Annotated in this window: 18 protein-coding genes; 17 read left to right on the top strand and 1 reads right to left on the bottom strand. The window is 63.2% G+C overall.

Going from position 1 to position 15,566, the window contains the following annotated elements:
* The first annotated feature begins 3 nt into the window (after window positions 1–3).
* Window positions 4–831, top strand: a complete 828-nt coding sequence (locus ACHMXK_RS07320) for a peptidase (protein ID WP_397439013.1) — start codon at window positions 4–6, stop codon at window positions 829–831.
* Between the two features lie 65 nt (window positions 832–896).
* The gene (locus tag ACHMXK_RS07315) at window positions 897–1,778 is read left to right on the top strand and encodes an alpha/beta hydrolase (RefSeq protein WP_397439011.1); all 882 of its coding nucleotides are present in this window, start codon (window positions 897–899) and stop codon (window positions 1,776–1,778) included.
* 14 nt (window positions 1,779–1,792) lie between these two features.
* Here ACHMXK_RS07315 and ACHMXK_RS07310 read toward each other — a convergent pair whose 3' ends face one another.
* On the bottom strand, window positions 1,793–2,626 hold the full coding sequence (locus tag ACHMXK_RS07310) for an undecaprenyl-diphosphate phosphatase (protein ID WP_397439009.1): 834 nt from the start codon (window positions 2,624–2,626) through the stop codon (window positions 1,793–1,795).
* A gap of 341 nt (window positions 2,627–2,967) precedes the next feature.
* On the opposite strand from ACHMXK_RS07310, the gene ACHMXK_RS07305 reads away from it, so the two are divergent.
* The 15 genes from ACHMXK_RS07305 (at window position 2,968) to ACHMXK_RS07235 (ending at window position 15,510) form a co-directional block, all read left to right on the top strand.
* A complete protein-coding gene (locus tag ACHMXK_RS07305) occupies window positions 2,968–3,789 on the top strand; it encodes a creatininase family protein (protein WP_397439007.1) in 822 nt (273 codons plus the stop codon).
* A gap of 18 nt (window positions 3,790–3,807) precedes the next feature.
* Window positions 3,808–4,602, top strand: coding sequence for an ABC transporter ATP-binding protein (locus ACHMXK_RS07300; RefSeq protein ID WP_397439005.1), 795 nt, complete (start codon window positions 3,808–3,810; stop codon window positions 4,600–4,602).
* A 4-nt stretch (window positions 4,603–4,606) separates the two neighbouring features.
* Complete coding sequence (locus tag ACHMXK_RS07295; RefSeq protein ID WP_397439003.1) at window positions 4,607–5,470, top strand: ABC transporter permease; 864 nt, start codon at window positions 4,607–4,609, stop codon at window positions 5,468–5,470.
* A gap of 6 nt (window positions 5,471–5,476) precedes the next feature.
* Entirely contained in the window at window positions 5,477–6,808 is a 1,332-nt protein-coding gene (locus tag ACHMXK_RS07290) for an amidohydrolase family protein (protein ID WP_397439000.1), read from the top strand.
* 10 nt (window positions 6,809–6,818) lie between these two features.
* Window positions 6,819–8,219 (top strand): FAD-binding oxidoreductase, encoded by a 1,401-nt coding sequence (locus tag ACHMXK_RS07285; protein ID WP_397438998.1) that lies wholly within the window; start codon window positions 6,819–6,821, stop codon window positions 8,217–8,219.
* A 51-nt stretch (window positions 8,220–8,270) separates the two neighbouring features.
* Window positions 8,271–9,290 (top strand): ABC transporter substrate-binding protein, encoded by a 1,020-nt coding sequence (locus ACHMXK_RS07280; RefSeq protein ID WP_397438996.1) that lies wholly within the window; start codon window positions 8,271–8,273, stop codon window positions 9,288–9,290.
* 10 nt (window positions 9,291–9,300) lie between these two features.
* Window positions 9,301–9,783, top strand: a complete 483-nt coding sequence (locus tag ACHMXK_RS07275; protein ID WP_397438994.1) for a RidA family protein — start codon at window positions 9,301–9,303, stop codon at window positions 9,781–9,783.
* A gap of 10 nt (window positions 9,784–9,793) precedes the next feature.
* Window positions 9,794–10,765 carry a PDR/VanB family oxidoreductase gene (locus ACHMXK_RS07270; RefSeq protein ID WP_397438992.1) on the top strand — a complete coding sequence of 324 codons (972 nt, stop codon included), beginning with the start codon at window positions 9,794–9,796 and terminating at the stop codon, window positions 10,763–10,765.
* Window positions 10,766–10,794: 29 nt separating this feature from the next.
* Window positions 10,795–11,451: a TetR family transcriptional regulator C-terminal domain-containing protein gene (locus ACHMXK_RS07265; protein WP_397438990.1), complete on the top strand. Its 657-nt coding sequence runs from the start codon at window positions 10,795–10,797 to the stop codon at window positions 11,449–11,451.
* A 134-nt stretch (window positions 11,452–11,585) separates the two neighbouring features.
* Entirely contained in the window at window positions 11,586–11,996 is a 411-nt protein-coding gene (locus tag ACHMXK_RS07260) for a DUF2306 domain-containing protein (RefSeq protein ID WP_397438988.1), read from the top strand.
* A 42-nt stretch (window positions 11,997–12,038) separates the two neighbouring features.
* Window positions 12,039–12,605, top strand: coding sequence for a DUF6622 family protein (locus tag ACHMXK_RS07255; RefSeq protein ID WP_397438986.1), 567 nt, complete (start codon window positions 12,039–12,041; stop codon window positions 12,603–12,605).
* Between the two features lie 15 nt (window positions 12,606–12,620).
* Window positions 12,621–12,926, top strand: a complete 306-nt coding sequence (locus ACHMXK_RS07250; RefSeq protein WP_397438983.1) for a 2TM domain-containing protein — start codon at window positions 12,621–12,623, stop codon at window positions 12,924–12,926.
* A gap of 59 nt (window positions 12,927–12,985) precedes the next feature.
* A complete protein-coding gene (locus ACHMXK_RS07245) occupies window positions 12,986–14,053 on the top strand; it encodes a sensor histidine kinase (protein ID WP_397438981.1) in 1,068 nt (355 codons plus the stop codon).
* On the top strand, window positions 14,050–14,892 hold the full coding sequence (locus ACHMXK_RS07240; protein WP_397438979.1) for a LytR/AlgR family response regulator transcription factor: 843 nt from the start codon (window positions 14,050–14,052) through the stop codon (window positions 14,890–14,892). Before ACHMXK_RS07245 ends, ACHMXK_RS07240 begins: the two co-directional genes overlap by 4 nt.
* Window positions 14,893–14,898: 6 nt before the next feature.
* Entirely contained in the window at window positions 14,899–15,510 is a 612-nt protein-coding gene (locus ACHMXK_RS07235) for a DUF924 family protein (protein ID WP_397438977.1), read from the top strand.
* Window positions 15,511–15,566: the final 56 nt, after the last annotated feature.

Below are 15,566 nucleotides of genomic sequence, written 5' to 3'. Positions count from 1 at the left end.
CCCATGACTTATTGCGTTGCCATCAAACTGAACGCCGGCCTGGTGTTTTTGTCGGACTCCCGGACCAATGCCGGGCTGGACCAGATCAGCACTTTCCGAAAGATGATCATTTATGAAAAGGCCAATGATCGTTTCATGGTGCTGCTGTCGGCCGGCAATCTGTCGGTTTCGCAATCCGTGCGCGAGATCCTGCAGGTCGAACAACTCAAGGACGCTGAGGGCGGCCCGCCCATCACCATCTGGAACGCCAAAAGCATGTTTGATGCCACGCGTGTGCTGGGTTCGGCGATACGCCGTGTGCATGATCGTGACGCCGATGACCTGAAAAACAACGGCACGGAGTTCAATGTCTCGCTGATTTTTGGCGGCCAGATCAAGGGCGAAGCCATGCGCCTGTTTCAGGTGTATTCGGCCGGCAACTTCATCGAAGCCACACCCGAGACGCCTTATTTCCAGATCGGTGAATCCAAATACGGCAAACCGGTGCTGGACCGTGTGCTCACCCCCGACACCCCGCTGGACGAGGCCGCCAAATGTGCACTGGTGTCCATGGACTCGACGCTCAAATCCAACCTGTCGGTCGGCCTGCCGCTGGACATGGTGGTGTACGAGGCCAACAGCTTCCACACCGACAAGGTGGTCTGCATCGACTACGACAACCCTTATTTCCGCATGTTGCACGACAACTGGGGAAAAAAGCTGCGCCAGGTGTTTGACAGCATCGAAGACCCGATGTGGGACGGCGGTGAAACCCTCGTGCCGCTGCTGACCCCCTTGTCGCGCAACCAGCCGCTGAAAAAAATTACCTCGCCTGAAGAAAAACTGATTTAAGCCCAGGCCGGGCGGCGGCCTCCCCGTCCCAGCCTGTCCTTCCGGAGTTGCTCCGGGAGTCCCAGATGGCGGACCCGTCCGCACTGACCTTTCTGAACGACCTCGTGCCCACCACCACCAAACCCCTCATCGTTTTCTCCCATGGCAACAGCTTTCCCGCCAGCACCTACGGTGTCTTGTTCCAAAGCCTGAAAACGCGTGGTTTCCAGATCAAGGCGATAGAAAAATTCGGCCACGACCCGCGTTACCCCGTGACCAGCAACTGGCCACACCTGGTGCAGCAACTGGCCGACTTCAGTACCGAAGCCGTTGAAAAAACCGGCCAGCCGGTGTTTCTGGTCGGCCATTCGCTGGGCGGTTTTTTAAGCCTGATGTGTGCCGCACGCAACCCCGTGCTGGGTGGCCTGCCGGTGCGCGGTGTGTTGCTGATCGACTCACCCATCCTCGGCGGCTGGCGCGCCACGGCACTCAGCGTCGCCAAACGCGCGCAACTGGTGGGCTCGATTTCACCCGGGGCCATCAGCCGCAAACGCCGGCACCAGTGGCTGGGTCAGGCCGAAGTGTTGGCGCATTTCCGCAGCAAAAAGGCTTTTGCGCAATGGGACGAGCAGGTGCTGCTGGACTACATCGAACACGGCACGCATGACGCACAGGGCGAAGGCGACAACCAGCGCCTGCTGAGTTTTGACCGCGACGTGGAAACCGCCATCTACAACACCTTGCCCCACAACCTGGAAGGCCTGCTCAAGCGACACCCGCTCAAATGCCCGGCGGCCTTTATAGGTGGACGTCAGTCGACCGAGATGAAACAGGTGGGCATGGCCATGACCGAAAAAGTCACCAAAGGCCGCATCATGATGCTGGACGGCAGCCACCTGTTCCCTATGGAAAAACCCATCGCCACCGCGGCCGCCGTCGAGGCTGCCTTGCGCAACCTGATGGACTGAAAAGGATGGTTGGCTCAGGCCGACCAGGTAACCCAGCCCATGTGGGCCGTGACCAGCACCACGATGCCGAACACGATGCGGTACCAGGCAAAGGGCACAAAGCTGTGGGTGGCAATATAACGCAGCAGCCAGCGAATACACAGCCAGGCGCTGATGAATGAAAACAGCAGGCCCACACCGAACAGCGGCAGGTCGGTCATCGACAGCAGGGCGCGGTCCTTGTACAGGCTGTAGACACCCGCGCCTATCAGCGTCGGAATCGCCAGGTAAAAGGAAAAATCAGTCGCAGCCTTGCGCGACAGGCCCAGCAACATGCCACCAATGATGGTGGCGCCGCTGCGACTGGTGCCCGGGATCATGGCCAGGCACTGCACCAGGCCGACTTTGAGCGCGTCCATCACGGTCATGGCTTCGACCTCCTGGATACGCGCCACGGCCGGGTTGTTTTGTTGCCGCCGCTCGGCCCACAAGATGATGAAGCCGCCAATGATGAAGGTGCTGGCCACCACCATGGGCGTGAACAAATGGGCCTTGATGGCCTTGCCGAACAGCAGGCCCAGGATCACCGCCGGGAAAAACGCCACCAGCACATTCAGCGAAAACTGTTGCGCCTGCTTTTCGGTCGGCAAAGCCACCAGCGTGTCGCGGATTTTTTGCCAGTACACCAGGATCACGGCAAAAATGGCGCCGGTCTGGATCGCGATGTCAAACACCTTGGCCTTGTCGTCGTCAAAGCCCAGCAGCGAGCCGGCCAGGATCAGGTGACCGGTGGAAGAAATAGGCAGGAACTCGGTCAAGCCCTCGACGATGCCCATGACGGCAGCCTTGATCAGCAACACAATGTCCACGCTTAGCTTTCTGAGGTTGGCGGGACAGGCCGCTGCCACACATAGGCCCGCGCTGTCCTCGAGGAATTTGAAAATCTGATTATCGCTGGCCCGCCTGCGGCAAATGCGCCCTGCCCTTGCAGCCCAGGGCAGGGCTCAGCCCCCGCGGATAATGGCGGTATATAAATTTTCCAATTGGTCATATATTTTTTTGCGTCTATTCGTCAATTCTCGAAAAAACGTAAGAAAATCAAGCCTATATCGCACAAGAATTCGACCTCTACGGGTAATTCTTCAAGAATATTTGACCATTAGGTCAAATATTTTTCTAAACTCGCGACACATTCTGTCTTGGAGCGCTCATGAATTCGTCGCCTTTTCACAGTCGCTATTGGTCCGACTGGACCAGCGAGGCCTTTTCCCGTCTCGACCGGTCGCGCCTGATCGCCGTGTTGCCCGTGGGCGCCACCGAGCAGCACGGTCCGCACCTGCCGATGTCCACAGACACCGCAACCATTGACGGCATGGTGCAAGCGGCAATCCGGCACCTGCCGCCGGAACTGCCGGCCTTGTTCCTGCCCACCGTGGCCTACGGCAAAAGCAACGAACATTCACGCTACCCCGGCACGCTCACGGTGTCGGCCGCGACCCTGATCGCACTGTGGACCGACATCGGTGCCTGCGTGGCGGCGGCCGGCGTGCGCAAGCTGGTGCTGTTCAACAGCCACGGCGGCCAGATGTCGGTGATGGACATCGTGGCGCGCGACCTGCGCGAGAAACATTCGATGATGACCGTCGCCGCCAACTGGTACACGCTGGGCCTGCCCGGCGGCATGTTTGAAGAACATGAGATGAAACACGGCATCCATGCCGGCGATCTCGAAAGCTCCATCATGCTCAAGCTCACGCCCGACCATGTGCGCCGCGAGAACTTCAAGAACTTCCCCTCCCTGACCGAGAAACTCGCCAAGGAAGGCCGCTTTCTGTCCATCAGCCCCAGCGGCAAGCTCGGCTGGCAGATCCAGGACATCAACCCCGAGGGTGCCGCCGGTGATGCCACGCGCGCGACCGCCGACAAGGGCGAAGCCGTGCTGGACCATGTGGGCCAGCGTTTTGTCGAACTGCTGCACGAGATCGACCGTTTCCCGATCGAGCGCCTGGACAACGCCCCCGCCTGGCAATAAGCCCCACCAAGGATGGTCATGGACACCTCATCAAACCACCCACTGGTCAGCCTGCGCAACGTCGGCAAGCGTTTTGCCAACGGCACGCTGGCGCTGGAGGGCATGAAGCTCGACATCGGCGAGCACGACTTCGTCAGCTTTCTCGGCCCCTCGGGCTGCGGCAAAAGCACGGCTTTGCGCCTGATCGCCGGACTCACCAGCATCACGTCGGGCGAGGTGGTCTGGGGCTCCGCGCCCACCGCCAGCAGCGGCATCAACCGCGACCTGGGCTTTGTGTTCCAGGAACCCACACTGATGCCCTGGGCCAAGGTGTTTGACAACGTTTACCTGCCGCTCAAACTCAGCGGCATGAAACGCGACGAAGCCGCACCGGTCGTGCAGCAGGTGCTGGAGATGGTGGGCCTGTCACGTTTTGCCGACGTCTACCCGCGTGAACTTTCGGGCGGCATGAAGATGCGCGTCTCGATTGCGCGTGCGCTCGTGACCCGGCCACGCCTACTGCTGATGGACGAGCCTTTCGCCGCACTCGACGAAATGACACGTATCAAGCTCAACAATGACTTGCTGGCGATCTGGAAGGAACACCGTTTCAGCGTCATTTTTGTGACACACAGCGTCTACGAATCGGTCTACCTGTCCGACCGCATCGTCGTGATGGCGGCCCGACCGGGCCGGGTGATCGACGAGATTCACATCGACGAACCTTATCCGCGCGGCGACGCCTTCCGCACCTCAACCCGCTACAACGAACACTGCATTGCGGTGTCGCGTTCGCTTCACGGAGCCCTTCATGGCCTCAGCATCGACCACTGACCGCATGGCAGTGCCTCCAACGGTTTCCTCCGACGACACCCTGACGGTTGGCAGCAACAACGACCGGCTGGCGCGCGCGCGGCGTCGCGAGACTGTGCTGCGCATCGTCGTGCCGCTCACCGTGGTCACCCTCCTGTTTCTGATCTGGGAAGTCATGGTGCGTGTCAACAACATCCCGCACTACATCCTGCCTGCGCCCTCACTGATTTTGAGCACGCTGTTTGACAACTGGGCCTCGCTGTCGCCGGCCTTGTGGTTCACGGTCAAACTCACCTTGCTGGCACTGGCCGCCGCGATTGCCGGCGGCGTCTTGCTGGCGATTGCGTTCTCCATGTCCAAGTGGGTGGAGATCGGATTTTTCCCTATCGCCGTGATCCTGCAGGTCACGCCCATCGTCGCGATTGCGCCGCTGATCCTGATCTATATCTCCAGCACCACGGCCGCCTTGCTGCTGTGCGCCTGGATTGTTGCCTTTTTTCCCATCCTCTCCAACACCGTGATCGGCCTCAAAAGCGCGGACAGCAACCTGCGCGATTTGTTCACGCTGTACCAGACCACACCCTGGCAGCGTTTTCGTTATCTCCTGATGCCCACTGCCCTGCCTTATTTCATGGCGGGCCTGAAGGTCGCTGGCGGCCTGAGCCTGATCGGCGCCGTGGTGGCGGAGTTCACGGCCGGCACGGCGGGCCGCGAGACCGGGCTGGCCTCACGTATTCTCGAGTCCAGCTTTCGCACCGAAATCCCCATGATGTTCGCGGCGCTGCTGCTGGTGTCCCTGCTGGGCATTGCGATTTTTGTCGTGTTCGCGGCGCTCTCGCGCTGGGTGCTGGGCCACTGGCACGAAAGCGAAATGCGGCGCGAAAACTGATCATCCATGCCCGCACGCCATCCCTTCGCCGCTGCCCACTGGCCCCAGCAACTGCCGCCCAGCTACTGGCTGAGCCATGCCCGCGTGCCCGCCGATCTGCTGGAACGTGCAGCAACCGCCTGGCGCACAGACCCGGTGGCTTTGCAAATCACCGACGGGTTCATCAGCGCCATCGAGCCCCAGGCCCAGGGCGGACTGCCGGTGTTCAACCTCGACGGCGCCACCGTGTTGCCGGCCTTTGTTGATCCGCACACCCACCTGGACAAGGGCGACCTGCTTTCGGTGGGCATGGAGCCCGCGCGCAGCCTGTTCGGCGCGATTGAGGCCGTGCAGGCCGACTACGCACTCTGGACAGCCACAGAACTGGCGGCGCGTATCGACTTCGGCCTGCAGGAAGCCTGGGCCCATGGCACGCGGGCCCTCAACTCCTATTGCGACTGGTCCGACCCCGACAGCCCGCTGGCCTGGCAGGCCTTGCTCGACGCGCGCGAACGCTGGCGCGGCCGCATCGAGCTGGTGCTGACCTCGCTGGCCCCGGTCGATGTGCTGGCCGACACGACTGCCGCCGAACGTCTGGCCCGCCACGTCGCTCAGGCCGGCGGCATTCTGGGCCTGTTTGCCTACGCCGCACCGCACATTGCCGGCCTGCTGCCACGCGCGTTTGACCTGGCAGAACGGTTCGATCTGCGGCTCGATTTCCATATCGACGAACACCTGGATAGCAACCATGTCCACACCCTGCCGGTGGCCCGCCTCGCGCTGGAACGGGGCTACGGCGCCCGCACCGTCTGTGGCCACGCCTGCGCCTTGTCGCGCCTGGCGCCGCAGCCGCTGGCCGAGGTGCTGGAAGTTGTGGCCGCATCCGGGATAAGCCTGGTGTCCTTGCCGCTGACTAATTTGTATTTGCAGGACAGCAGCCAGCAAGCCCCGCGCCACACGCCACGCTGGCGCGGCATCACGCCCGTGCACGAAGCACGCGCCCTGGGCATTCCCGTGGCTTTTGGTTCGGACAACCACCGTGACTGTTTTTCACCGTTCGGCGACCTCGACCCGCTGCGCACCCTGGCGCTCGCCGCCTGCGCGGCCCAGCTCGACGATGCCATACCGCAATGGGCGCACGCGATCACCCGCACCGCGGCCAACGCCCTGGGCCTGGCCTGGGATGGCGTGTTGCGCCGCGGCTCACCCGCCGACCTGGTGTTGCACCCGGGACGTACCAGCGCCGAGGTCCTGAGCCGGCCCGAGCTGGGCCGCCAGGTCATACGCGCCGGCCAGCGCATCCATGCCGAGCGACCCGACTTTCGCAGCCTCGACGGCCTGCGCCATGTACCCACCTGAGGCCCGCGCCATGATCTCCTCCGTTCCCCTGCCCGCTGCAGAAGAAACCCGTCCCGCCATCGACTGGGCCGCCGTACAACGTGACCTGGACGGCCTGAATGTGATTGGCGAATTGCGCCAGCGCAAACAGCTCTCCAAGGACTTTTACTGGTACAGCCCCATCCTGACCGAGCAGTTGGCCGGCTGCGTGGCCGACCTCGTGGTCAAGGTCAGCACCGAGGCCGACGTCAAGCAGGTCGCCGCCGTGGCCGCACGCTGGAAGCTGCCGCTCACGATCCGCGCGGGCGGCACCGGCAACTACGGCCAATGTGTGCCCATGGCGGGCGGCCTGGTGATGGACGTCACCCCCATGAGCCGCGTGCTCGACGTCGCGCCCGGCCGCGTCACGGTACAGGCCGGCGCGCGTATGCACGACATTGAAATGGCAGTGCGGGAAACCGGACAGGCCTTGCGCATGTGGCCGTCGACCTGGCGCGTGGCGACCATAGGCGGCTTTATCGCCGGTGGTTTCGGCGGCATCGGGTCCACGCGCCACGGCGTGTTGCGCGACCCGGGCAACCTGATACGCGCACGCATCGTGACCGTGGAGAGCGAGCCCCAGGTGATTGAACTGTTTGGCGACGATATCCAGAAAGTGCACCACGCTTACGGCACCAACGGCATCCTGACCGAAGTCGAGGTGGCCCTGAGTCCGGCGGTCGAATGGCTGCATTGCATCGCGCTGTTCGACAGCTACCGCCAGGTTCTGGATTTCGGCGTGGCGGCCAGCACACCCGAGCTGGAACTGTTCCTGCTGTCGGCTGTCGATGCACGTTTTTCGTCGTATTACACAACGCTCAAATCTTATTTTCCGGCCGATCGCCACGCCATGTTTGCCATGGTCGCACCTGCGTCAATGGCGGCGTTCGAAAAGCTGGTGCTCGCCCACGGCGGGACTATCTCGCTGGCCCGCACCGAGGCCGAGCTCGATGCCGAAGGCCTGCCCTCGGCCGCCGAATGCGCCTACAACCACACCACCTTGCAGGTGCTCAAGGTCGACCGCTCCTGGACTTATCTGCAAGTGGCGTATGCCCAGCCCTTCGATCCGGCCGTGGTGGACAGACACATCGCCATCTTCGGCGACGACGTCTACCAGCACCATGAGTTCGCGCGCATGCACGGCGACTACGCCACTTTTGCCATCCTGCTGGTGCGCTGGAAAGGCGAAGCGCATCAGTACGAAGTGATCCGCGAAATCGAGTCGCAAGGCGGCTGCGTGATTTTCAACCCGCATGTGGTCACCATCGAAGACGGTGGCATGAAAACCATAGACTCGATGCAGATCGATTTCAAGAAACTCAGCGACCCCATGGGCCTGATGAATCCCGGCAAAACGCGCGGCTGGCAGCCGTCCATGGCGCGAGAAGCCTGAACCCGTCCCGCAGTCCCCCTCCCCAGCCCAACCACAAAAGGAAACTCGACCATGACACCCTTTGGCTCAAAAACCCTACGCGCCCTGTTGGTCGCCGCCCTCGCCGGTTCGGCCTTCGCTGCGCAGGCGCAGGAAAAAATCGCCTTCGCCACCAACTGGCGGGCCCAGCCCGGCCACGGCGGTTTTTACCAGGCGCTGGTGGACGGCACCTACAAAAAATACGGCCTGGACGTGGACATTCAGCAAGGCGGCCCGCAAGTCAACAACCGGCCCATGTTGCCGGCAGGCAAGGTCGACTTCATCATGACGGGCAACATGCTGATGGCTTTCGACAACGCCAAGCAAAAAATCCCCACGGTGGTGGTCGCGGGCTACTTCCAGAAAGATCCCCAGGCCATCATCGCCCACCCCGGCCAGGGCCTGGACAAATGGTCTGACCTGAACAAAGCCAAAACCGTGTTGCTGTCCAAGGACGGTCAGTTCAGCTTCTGGCAATGGATGAAAGCCTCGCAAGGCTTTCGCGACGAACAGGTCAAGCCCTACAACTACAGCCTGTCGCAGTTCCTGGCCGACAAGCAGTCGGTGCAGCAAGCCTATGCCACCTCGGAGCCCATGGCGGTGGAAAAACAAGCCGGTTTCAAACCCGTGGTGCACCTGCTGGCCGATGCCGGCTGGTCCACTTACGGCATGGTGATCGAAACCCGCCAGGACTTCGTGAAAAACAAGCCCGAAACCGTGCGCCGTTTCATCGAAGCCTCGCAAATCGGTTGGTACAACTACCTCTACGGTGACCGCAAGGCCGCCGATCAGTTGATCAAAAAAATCAACCCCGACATCAGCGACGAATACATCGAAAAATCCATAGGCGTGATCCGCGCGCTGATCGACACCGGCGACGCGCAAAAGCTGGGCATAGGCGCCATGACCGATGCACGCATGAAAGACTTCTACGACAAGGCCATCGCCGCCGGCCTGTACAAACCGACGGACTTCGCCTTGGCCTCGGTCTACACCACGCAGTTCGCCAACACAGGCGCGGGCCTGGAACTGCGCAAGAAACTCGCCAAGTAAGGACTGGGTCATGAACAAGAGCACTGGCCAGCCGCTGGCCCGTTATGCCGCCTGGAAACGGGTGGGCGACATGGTTTACATGTCGGGCGTGATCGCGGTCGACCCGCAGGCCGGCCGGGTGATCGAGCGTTTTGACGATCTGCCGGAGCAGGTGCGGCGCGAACTCGGCGAGACCGGCGAGTTGTCGGTGGACATCTTCCAGGCGCCGGCGCTGGTGCAAAGCTGGTTTGTGCTGGACCGAATCCGCCAACTGGCCGAAGAGGCCGGCGGCTCCATGGACGACGTGTTCAAGCTGGTGCAGTATTTCACCGACCTGCGCGACTACCCGCTTTACAACCGCGTGCGCCGCATGTTTTATCCGGGCGAGCCGCCGGTGTCCACCGTGGTTGAGGTCAGCGGCATGTTGCCCTCGCGTGCGGTGCGTATCGAGGTCGAGGCCACGGCCTATATTCCGCTGGCGCGCCCTGGCGCGACCACGCCCTCGTCTTCCTGAAGGATTCTCCGTGCTCGACCGCATTCTGACCGTCCGCGTCACCCGCATCATCCGCCAGACGCCGGACATCCTGGCCTTTGAGCTGTCCCATCCCTGGGGCCGCGCACTGCCGGCCTACAGCGCCGGTGCACATCTTGATGTGCACATGCCGGGCGGTTTCATGCGCCAGTATTCGCTGGCCCGCTCACCCGGTGCGGACGACGCACTGGCCGCACCCTATGTGATTGCCGTCAAGCGCGAAGCCGACAGCCGCGGCGGCTCGGCCGCCCTGCACGAACGCGTGCGCGAAGGCGACCTGTTGCCGGTCAGCGCGCCGCGCAACACCTTTGCGCTGGTGCCGCAAGCCCGCAAACACATCCTGCTGGCCGGCGGCATCGGCATGACGCCGCTGCTGGCCATGGCGCAGTCACTCGCGCAACAAGGCGCCGATTTTGAGTTCTGCTGCTTCGCCCGCAGCCAGACGCATCTGGCCTTTGCCGATGTGTTGCGCGAGCCCGCCTTGGCACCACACGTGCGCCTGCATTTCGACGATGCCGCGGCCAAAGAAAAAATCGACCTGAAACAATTGCTGTCCGAGTCCGCCGCCGACACCCACCTCTACGTCTGCGGGCCCGCCGGCTTCATGCAGGCGGTGCGTTCTGCGGCCGCGTCATGGGCCGAAGACAACATCCATAGCGAATATTTCGCGCCGCCCAGCACCGGTGCAGGCAGCGGCAGCGACAGCCCGTTTGAACTGGTGCTCGCACGCCGCGGCATCACGGTCACCGTGGCGGCCGACCAGACCGCGGTAGACGCCTTGCATGACGTGGGCATAGACATCCCGACCTCGTGTGAGCAAGGGCTGTGCGGCACCTGCGTGGTGGGTTGCCTGGCAGGTGAGGCCGAACACCGCGACTTCTGCCTGACATCCGGTGAACGCAAACACCAGGTCGCCTTGTGCTGCTCGCGCGCCAAGAGCGGGCCGCTGGTGCTCGACCTCTGACCGACAAGCATTTGCGCAAGCCAACTGCCATGTCCAAGACCGACGCCCTGCATGAATCACCTCCGGCCCAAGTCACGCGGCGGCCGTCCCAGCGCAGAAGCCAGACCCTGGCGGCCATCAACCAGGCTGCGATTGAAGTTTTCGCGGCCGAAGGCCTGAGCGGCGCATCGACCCAGGCGATTGCCGACAAGGCTGGTCTGTCCAAAGCCCAGCTGCATTACTACATTGCCGGCAAGGAAGACCTGTACCGCCAAGTCTTGCAAGACATCGTGGACGACTGGATTGGTGTCTTCGGCTTTAACGACGAAGCCTTCGGGCCGCGCAAGGTGCTGGGTGATTTAATCCAGCGCAAGATGGTGTTTTCCTTCGAGCAGCCACTGCGCTCGCGGATTTTTGCGGCCGAGATGATGCGCGGCGCGCCCGTGTTGCGCGCCATGCTGGGCACCAGCAAGCGGCGCACCGAACAGGCCGCGGCCGTGATCCAGAACTGGATCAACCAGGGATTGATGGACCCGCTGGACCCCCTGGCCCTGTTGTTCCACATCTGGGCCATGACCCAGTTTTATGCCGACCATGCGGACCAGGTCCTGTACTTTCGCGCGATCACCCACATCGACGCGGACTTGCGCAAACACCTGATCGCCGAGGTCAGTGCCTTCATTTTCAAGGGCGCTGGCGTCAAATAGCCCGCCCCTGCGCCTGCGTCTCACGCCAGGCCGGTGCATTCCGCACCCGCTTTCCCGCATTTCGTCGCATCCCGCTCGCGGCCAGGCAGGGCGACCTGCATAGTTCGCTCCATCGAACGAAACCGGAGCCTGCCATGCAACTCACCCCCCTCATCGCCGTGCACATGACCGCCGCCATCGCCGCCGTGGCGGTTGGCCCCATCGCCTTGTGGGCACGCCGCAGCCAAGCCCAGCGTCCGCGCCTACACCGCGCTTTTGGTTACGCCTGGGTCACGCTGATCCTGATCACCGCCTTGTCGGCTATTTTTATTCGCGACTTCAAGCTGCCCAACCTCGCCGGCTACACCCCCATCCACTTGCTGGTGCCGGCCACCTTTCTCGCGCTGTTTGGCGCTTTCCGGGCGCTGGTCCAGGGCAACATCCGCCTGCACCGCAAACGCATGCTGATCACCTACGTCGTCAGTTGCATCGTCGCCGGCGCCTTCACGCTGCTGCCCAGCCGCTACCTGGGCCAACAACTCTGGGGCAGCCTCGGCCTGCTCTAAACCCGCGTTCACGCTCTTCACGACACCGAAGGAGAAACCACCATGCTGATCCAGCTTCTCATCCAACACCCGCAGGCCCTGGGGCCTGTTCTTCAACACACTCCTGTGTGGGTCTGGGGCCTGTTCGCCGCCCTGCTGGCCCTGGGCCTGAGCCAGGTGCGCACACGCAGCGTCAGCGCCCTGCGCATGGCGCTGATGCCGGTGGCCATGGCGGGCCTGTCCTTGTGGGGCACGGCTTCGGCCTTTGGCAGCTCGCCGTTGTTTGTGTATGTCCTGCTGGCCTGGGCCGTCTGCACGGCGCTGATGCTGGGCCTGATGGCACCCTTGGCAGCACCGGCCGGCACTTTCTACGACGCCACCAGCCGCCGCTTTCATATGCCCGGCAGCTGGGTGCCGCTGGTGCTGATCCTGGGCATCTTCCTGACCAAATACATCGTCGGCATCGAGCTCAGCATGCAGCCCCCATTGGCACGCGACGGCCAGTACACCTTGATCGTGGGCGGCCTGTATGGTCTGTTCAGCGGCCTCTTCGCCGGTCGTGCCGCCCGCCTCTGGCGTCTGGCCCGCCGCCCCGGTGCTCGCCCGGCCGCCACGGCCTTCAACACCTGACACCAGGAGGCCGCCATGAACACATCACTCGAACTGCAACACAAGGCGATGGAAAAACTCGCACGCCGACGCGCCGGCCGCAAGCTGGGCTGGTACATCCACGCCGTGGTCTACATCGCGGTCAACATCGGCCTGGCCACCCTGGCCGGCATGACGGGCCGGAACTGGGCGATTTTTCCGGCGTTGGGCTGGGGCCTGGCCCTGCTGATCCACGGCCTGGTGACCTTCGTCGCCCTGCCCGGTGGCGGCTTCCATGCCTGGCTGCTGGCGCGTGAGCGCCGGGCGCTGCAAAACACCCCGACCGGTCGTGACCCGTGGTGAGGCCCGCCCGCCAGGCCGCCTATGCCGCAAAATGAGCCTCTCCGCCCTTCGCGTTCAACATGCCCATCACCGACCAACCCCCTTTGCATGACCCCGGCAGCTTCAGCCTGATCGCCCTCCTGCGCCATGGCCTGATCACGCTGGTGTTTTGTTGCCTGGTGGCGCTGGGCCTGACGGTGTCCACCCAGCAGCCCTGGGACAACCAGCTGGTGTATTCGATTGCCATCGGCACGACCACCTGGCTGGTCATCGACATCGGCCGCCACCTGCTGCGCACCGATCCGCAGATTCCCTGGCCGACAGGCCCACGCGGCCCGTTGCTGGTGGCGGCCGGCATTCTCTGCGGTTTTAGCGTAGGCAGCCTGGTGGGCGACCTGTACTGCGGCTGCTCGACCTGGGGGTTTTACAGCGCCGCGCCGCAGCGGCTCTGGGCCTCCATCGCCGTGACCGTGTCCGCCGGGGTGGCGGGCTCCTACTATTTTTTCAGCCGGGGCAAAAGCAAATTCCTGCAGTCCCGCATGGCCCTGGCGCAACGTGATGCCGCCGAGGCGCGCCTAAAACTGCTGGAGACACAGCTTGAACCCCACATGTTGTTCAACACCCTGGCCAACCTGCGGGTCTTGATCAGCAGCGACCCCGAACGCGCCGTCGCCATGCTGGACCGCCTGAACGATTACCTGCGCGCCACCCTCAGTGGCTCGCTCGCCAGCAGCCACACCCTGCAGGCCGAGTTTGACCGGCTGCGCGACTACCTGGAACTGATGGTCGTGCGCATGGGCCCGCGCCTGCGCTACACGCTGGACCTGCCAGCCGAGCTGGCCGGCCAGCCCGTGCCGCCGTTGCTGCTGCAGCCGCTGGTGGAAAACAGCATCAAACACGGGCTGGAGCCAAAGATCGAAGGCGGCAGCATCACCGTCAGCGCACGACGCCAGGGCAATCAGCTGGTGCTGGAGGTCGTCGACAGCGGCGTGGGGCTGCAGCCCGAAGCCGCCAGCCGCCAGGGTTTTGGCCTGGCCCAGGTGCGCGAGCGCCTGCAAACCGCTTACGGTCCTCAGGCCGCTATTGATTTAGTAGCTATTCACGCAGGTGGAACAAGGGCTAGCATCATATTTCCTTATCAATCATGAGTCAAAACCGCCTCGCCACCGCCCCCACCGCCCTGATTGCCGAAGACGAACCGCTGTTGGCGCAAGCCCTGCAGGCCGAACTGGCGTGCGCCTGGCCCGAGTTGCGCGTGCTGGCCACGGTGGGCGACGGCGCCTCGGCCGTGGCGCAAGCGCTGCAGTTGTTGCCCGAGGTGCTGTTTTTCGACATCCGTATGCCGGGCCTGGGTGGGCTGGAGGCCGCCGCCGAACTGGCCGACGACTGGCCGCAAGGCCAGGCTTTTCCGGCGCTGGTGTTTGTCACCGCCTACGACCAGTACGCGGTACAGGCCTTTGAAACCCAGGCGGTGGACTACCTGCTTAAACCCGTGCAGCCAGCCCGCCTGCAAAAAACAGTGTCAAAAGTGAAGCTAGCCTTGATGGGACGGGCGCAAGCAGCTATCAATTCAGAAGCGGATCACGCGCCGTCATTGGAACCTACGCTGGAGCAACTGCGCCAGCTGCTGGCCGCCACCCGGCCGCCCGCTGCCAGCGACGGCCCGCTCAAGGTGCTCCAGGTCAGCGTCGGCAGCAGCATCCGCATGGTGCCCATAGGCGACGTGCTTTATTTTGAAGCCGCCGACAAATACGTCCGTGTCTTGACGGCCAGCCACGAGTACCTGATACGCACGCCGCTCAAGGACTTGTTGCCCCAACTGGATGCGCAAAACTTCTGGCAAATCCACCGCGGCACGGTGGTGCAGGCGGCGGCGATCGAAGCGGTGAGCCGCGACGAAGCCGGCAAGCTCGCCTTGAGCCTGCGCGGCCGGACTGAGAAACTCGCGGTCAGCCGGTTGTACAGTCAACAATTTCGAGCCATGTGACCCTCTATGACTTCCCCCCTTCCCCCTGAATCCGTCCTCGACTTCTGGCTAAGCGATGGCGTTGCCTTGGGCTGGCCCAGCCAGGACATGGACAAACAGTGGTTTGGCGGCGGCCCCGAGCTGGACGCGCAAATCCGTCAGCTATTCGGCGCCCAGGTTGCGCAGGCGCTGGACGGCGGCCTGGTCGATTGGGAAGCTGAACCGCTGCATCGCCTGGCGCTGGTGATTCTGCTCGACCAGTTCACCCGCAACATCTTTCGCGGCCAGGCCAGGGCGTTTGCCGGCGATACGCGCGCCCAGCAACTGGTGCGCGAGGCCCAGGCACAAGGCCTGGACGAACAACTGCCCTGGGTCGGCCGCGTGTTTTTGTACATGCCCTTGATGCACGCCGAAGACCTCGCCTTGCAGGAAGAGTGCGTGCGCCGCTTCACCCATCTGGTCGCAGCGGCGCCCACCGAACTGCGCGCCACCATGGCCGACAACCTGCGTTTTGCCGAGCAGCACCGCGACATCATCGCCCGCCTGGGGCGTTTTCCCTACCGCAACGCCGCGTTGGGGCGCAGCAGCACGGCACAGGAAATCGAGTTCCTGCAAAACGGCCCGCGCTTTGGGCAATAAACGCCTGAAAAACGCCTGAATCCAGCGCCGCATCTGCTGCGTACTCCCGACAGGGC

Source organism: Polaromonas sp. UC242_47, from assembly GCF_044452385.1.
GTDB lineage: Bacteria > Pseudomonadota > Gammaproteobacteria > Burkholderiales > Burkholderiaceae_C > Polaromonas.
This window is presented reverse-complemented; position numbering and strand designations above follow the sequence as displayed.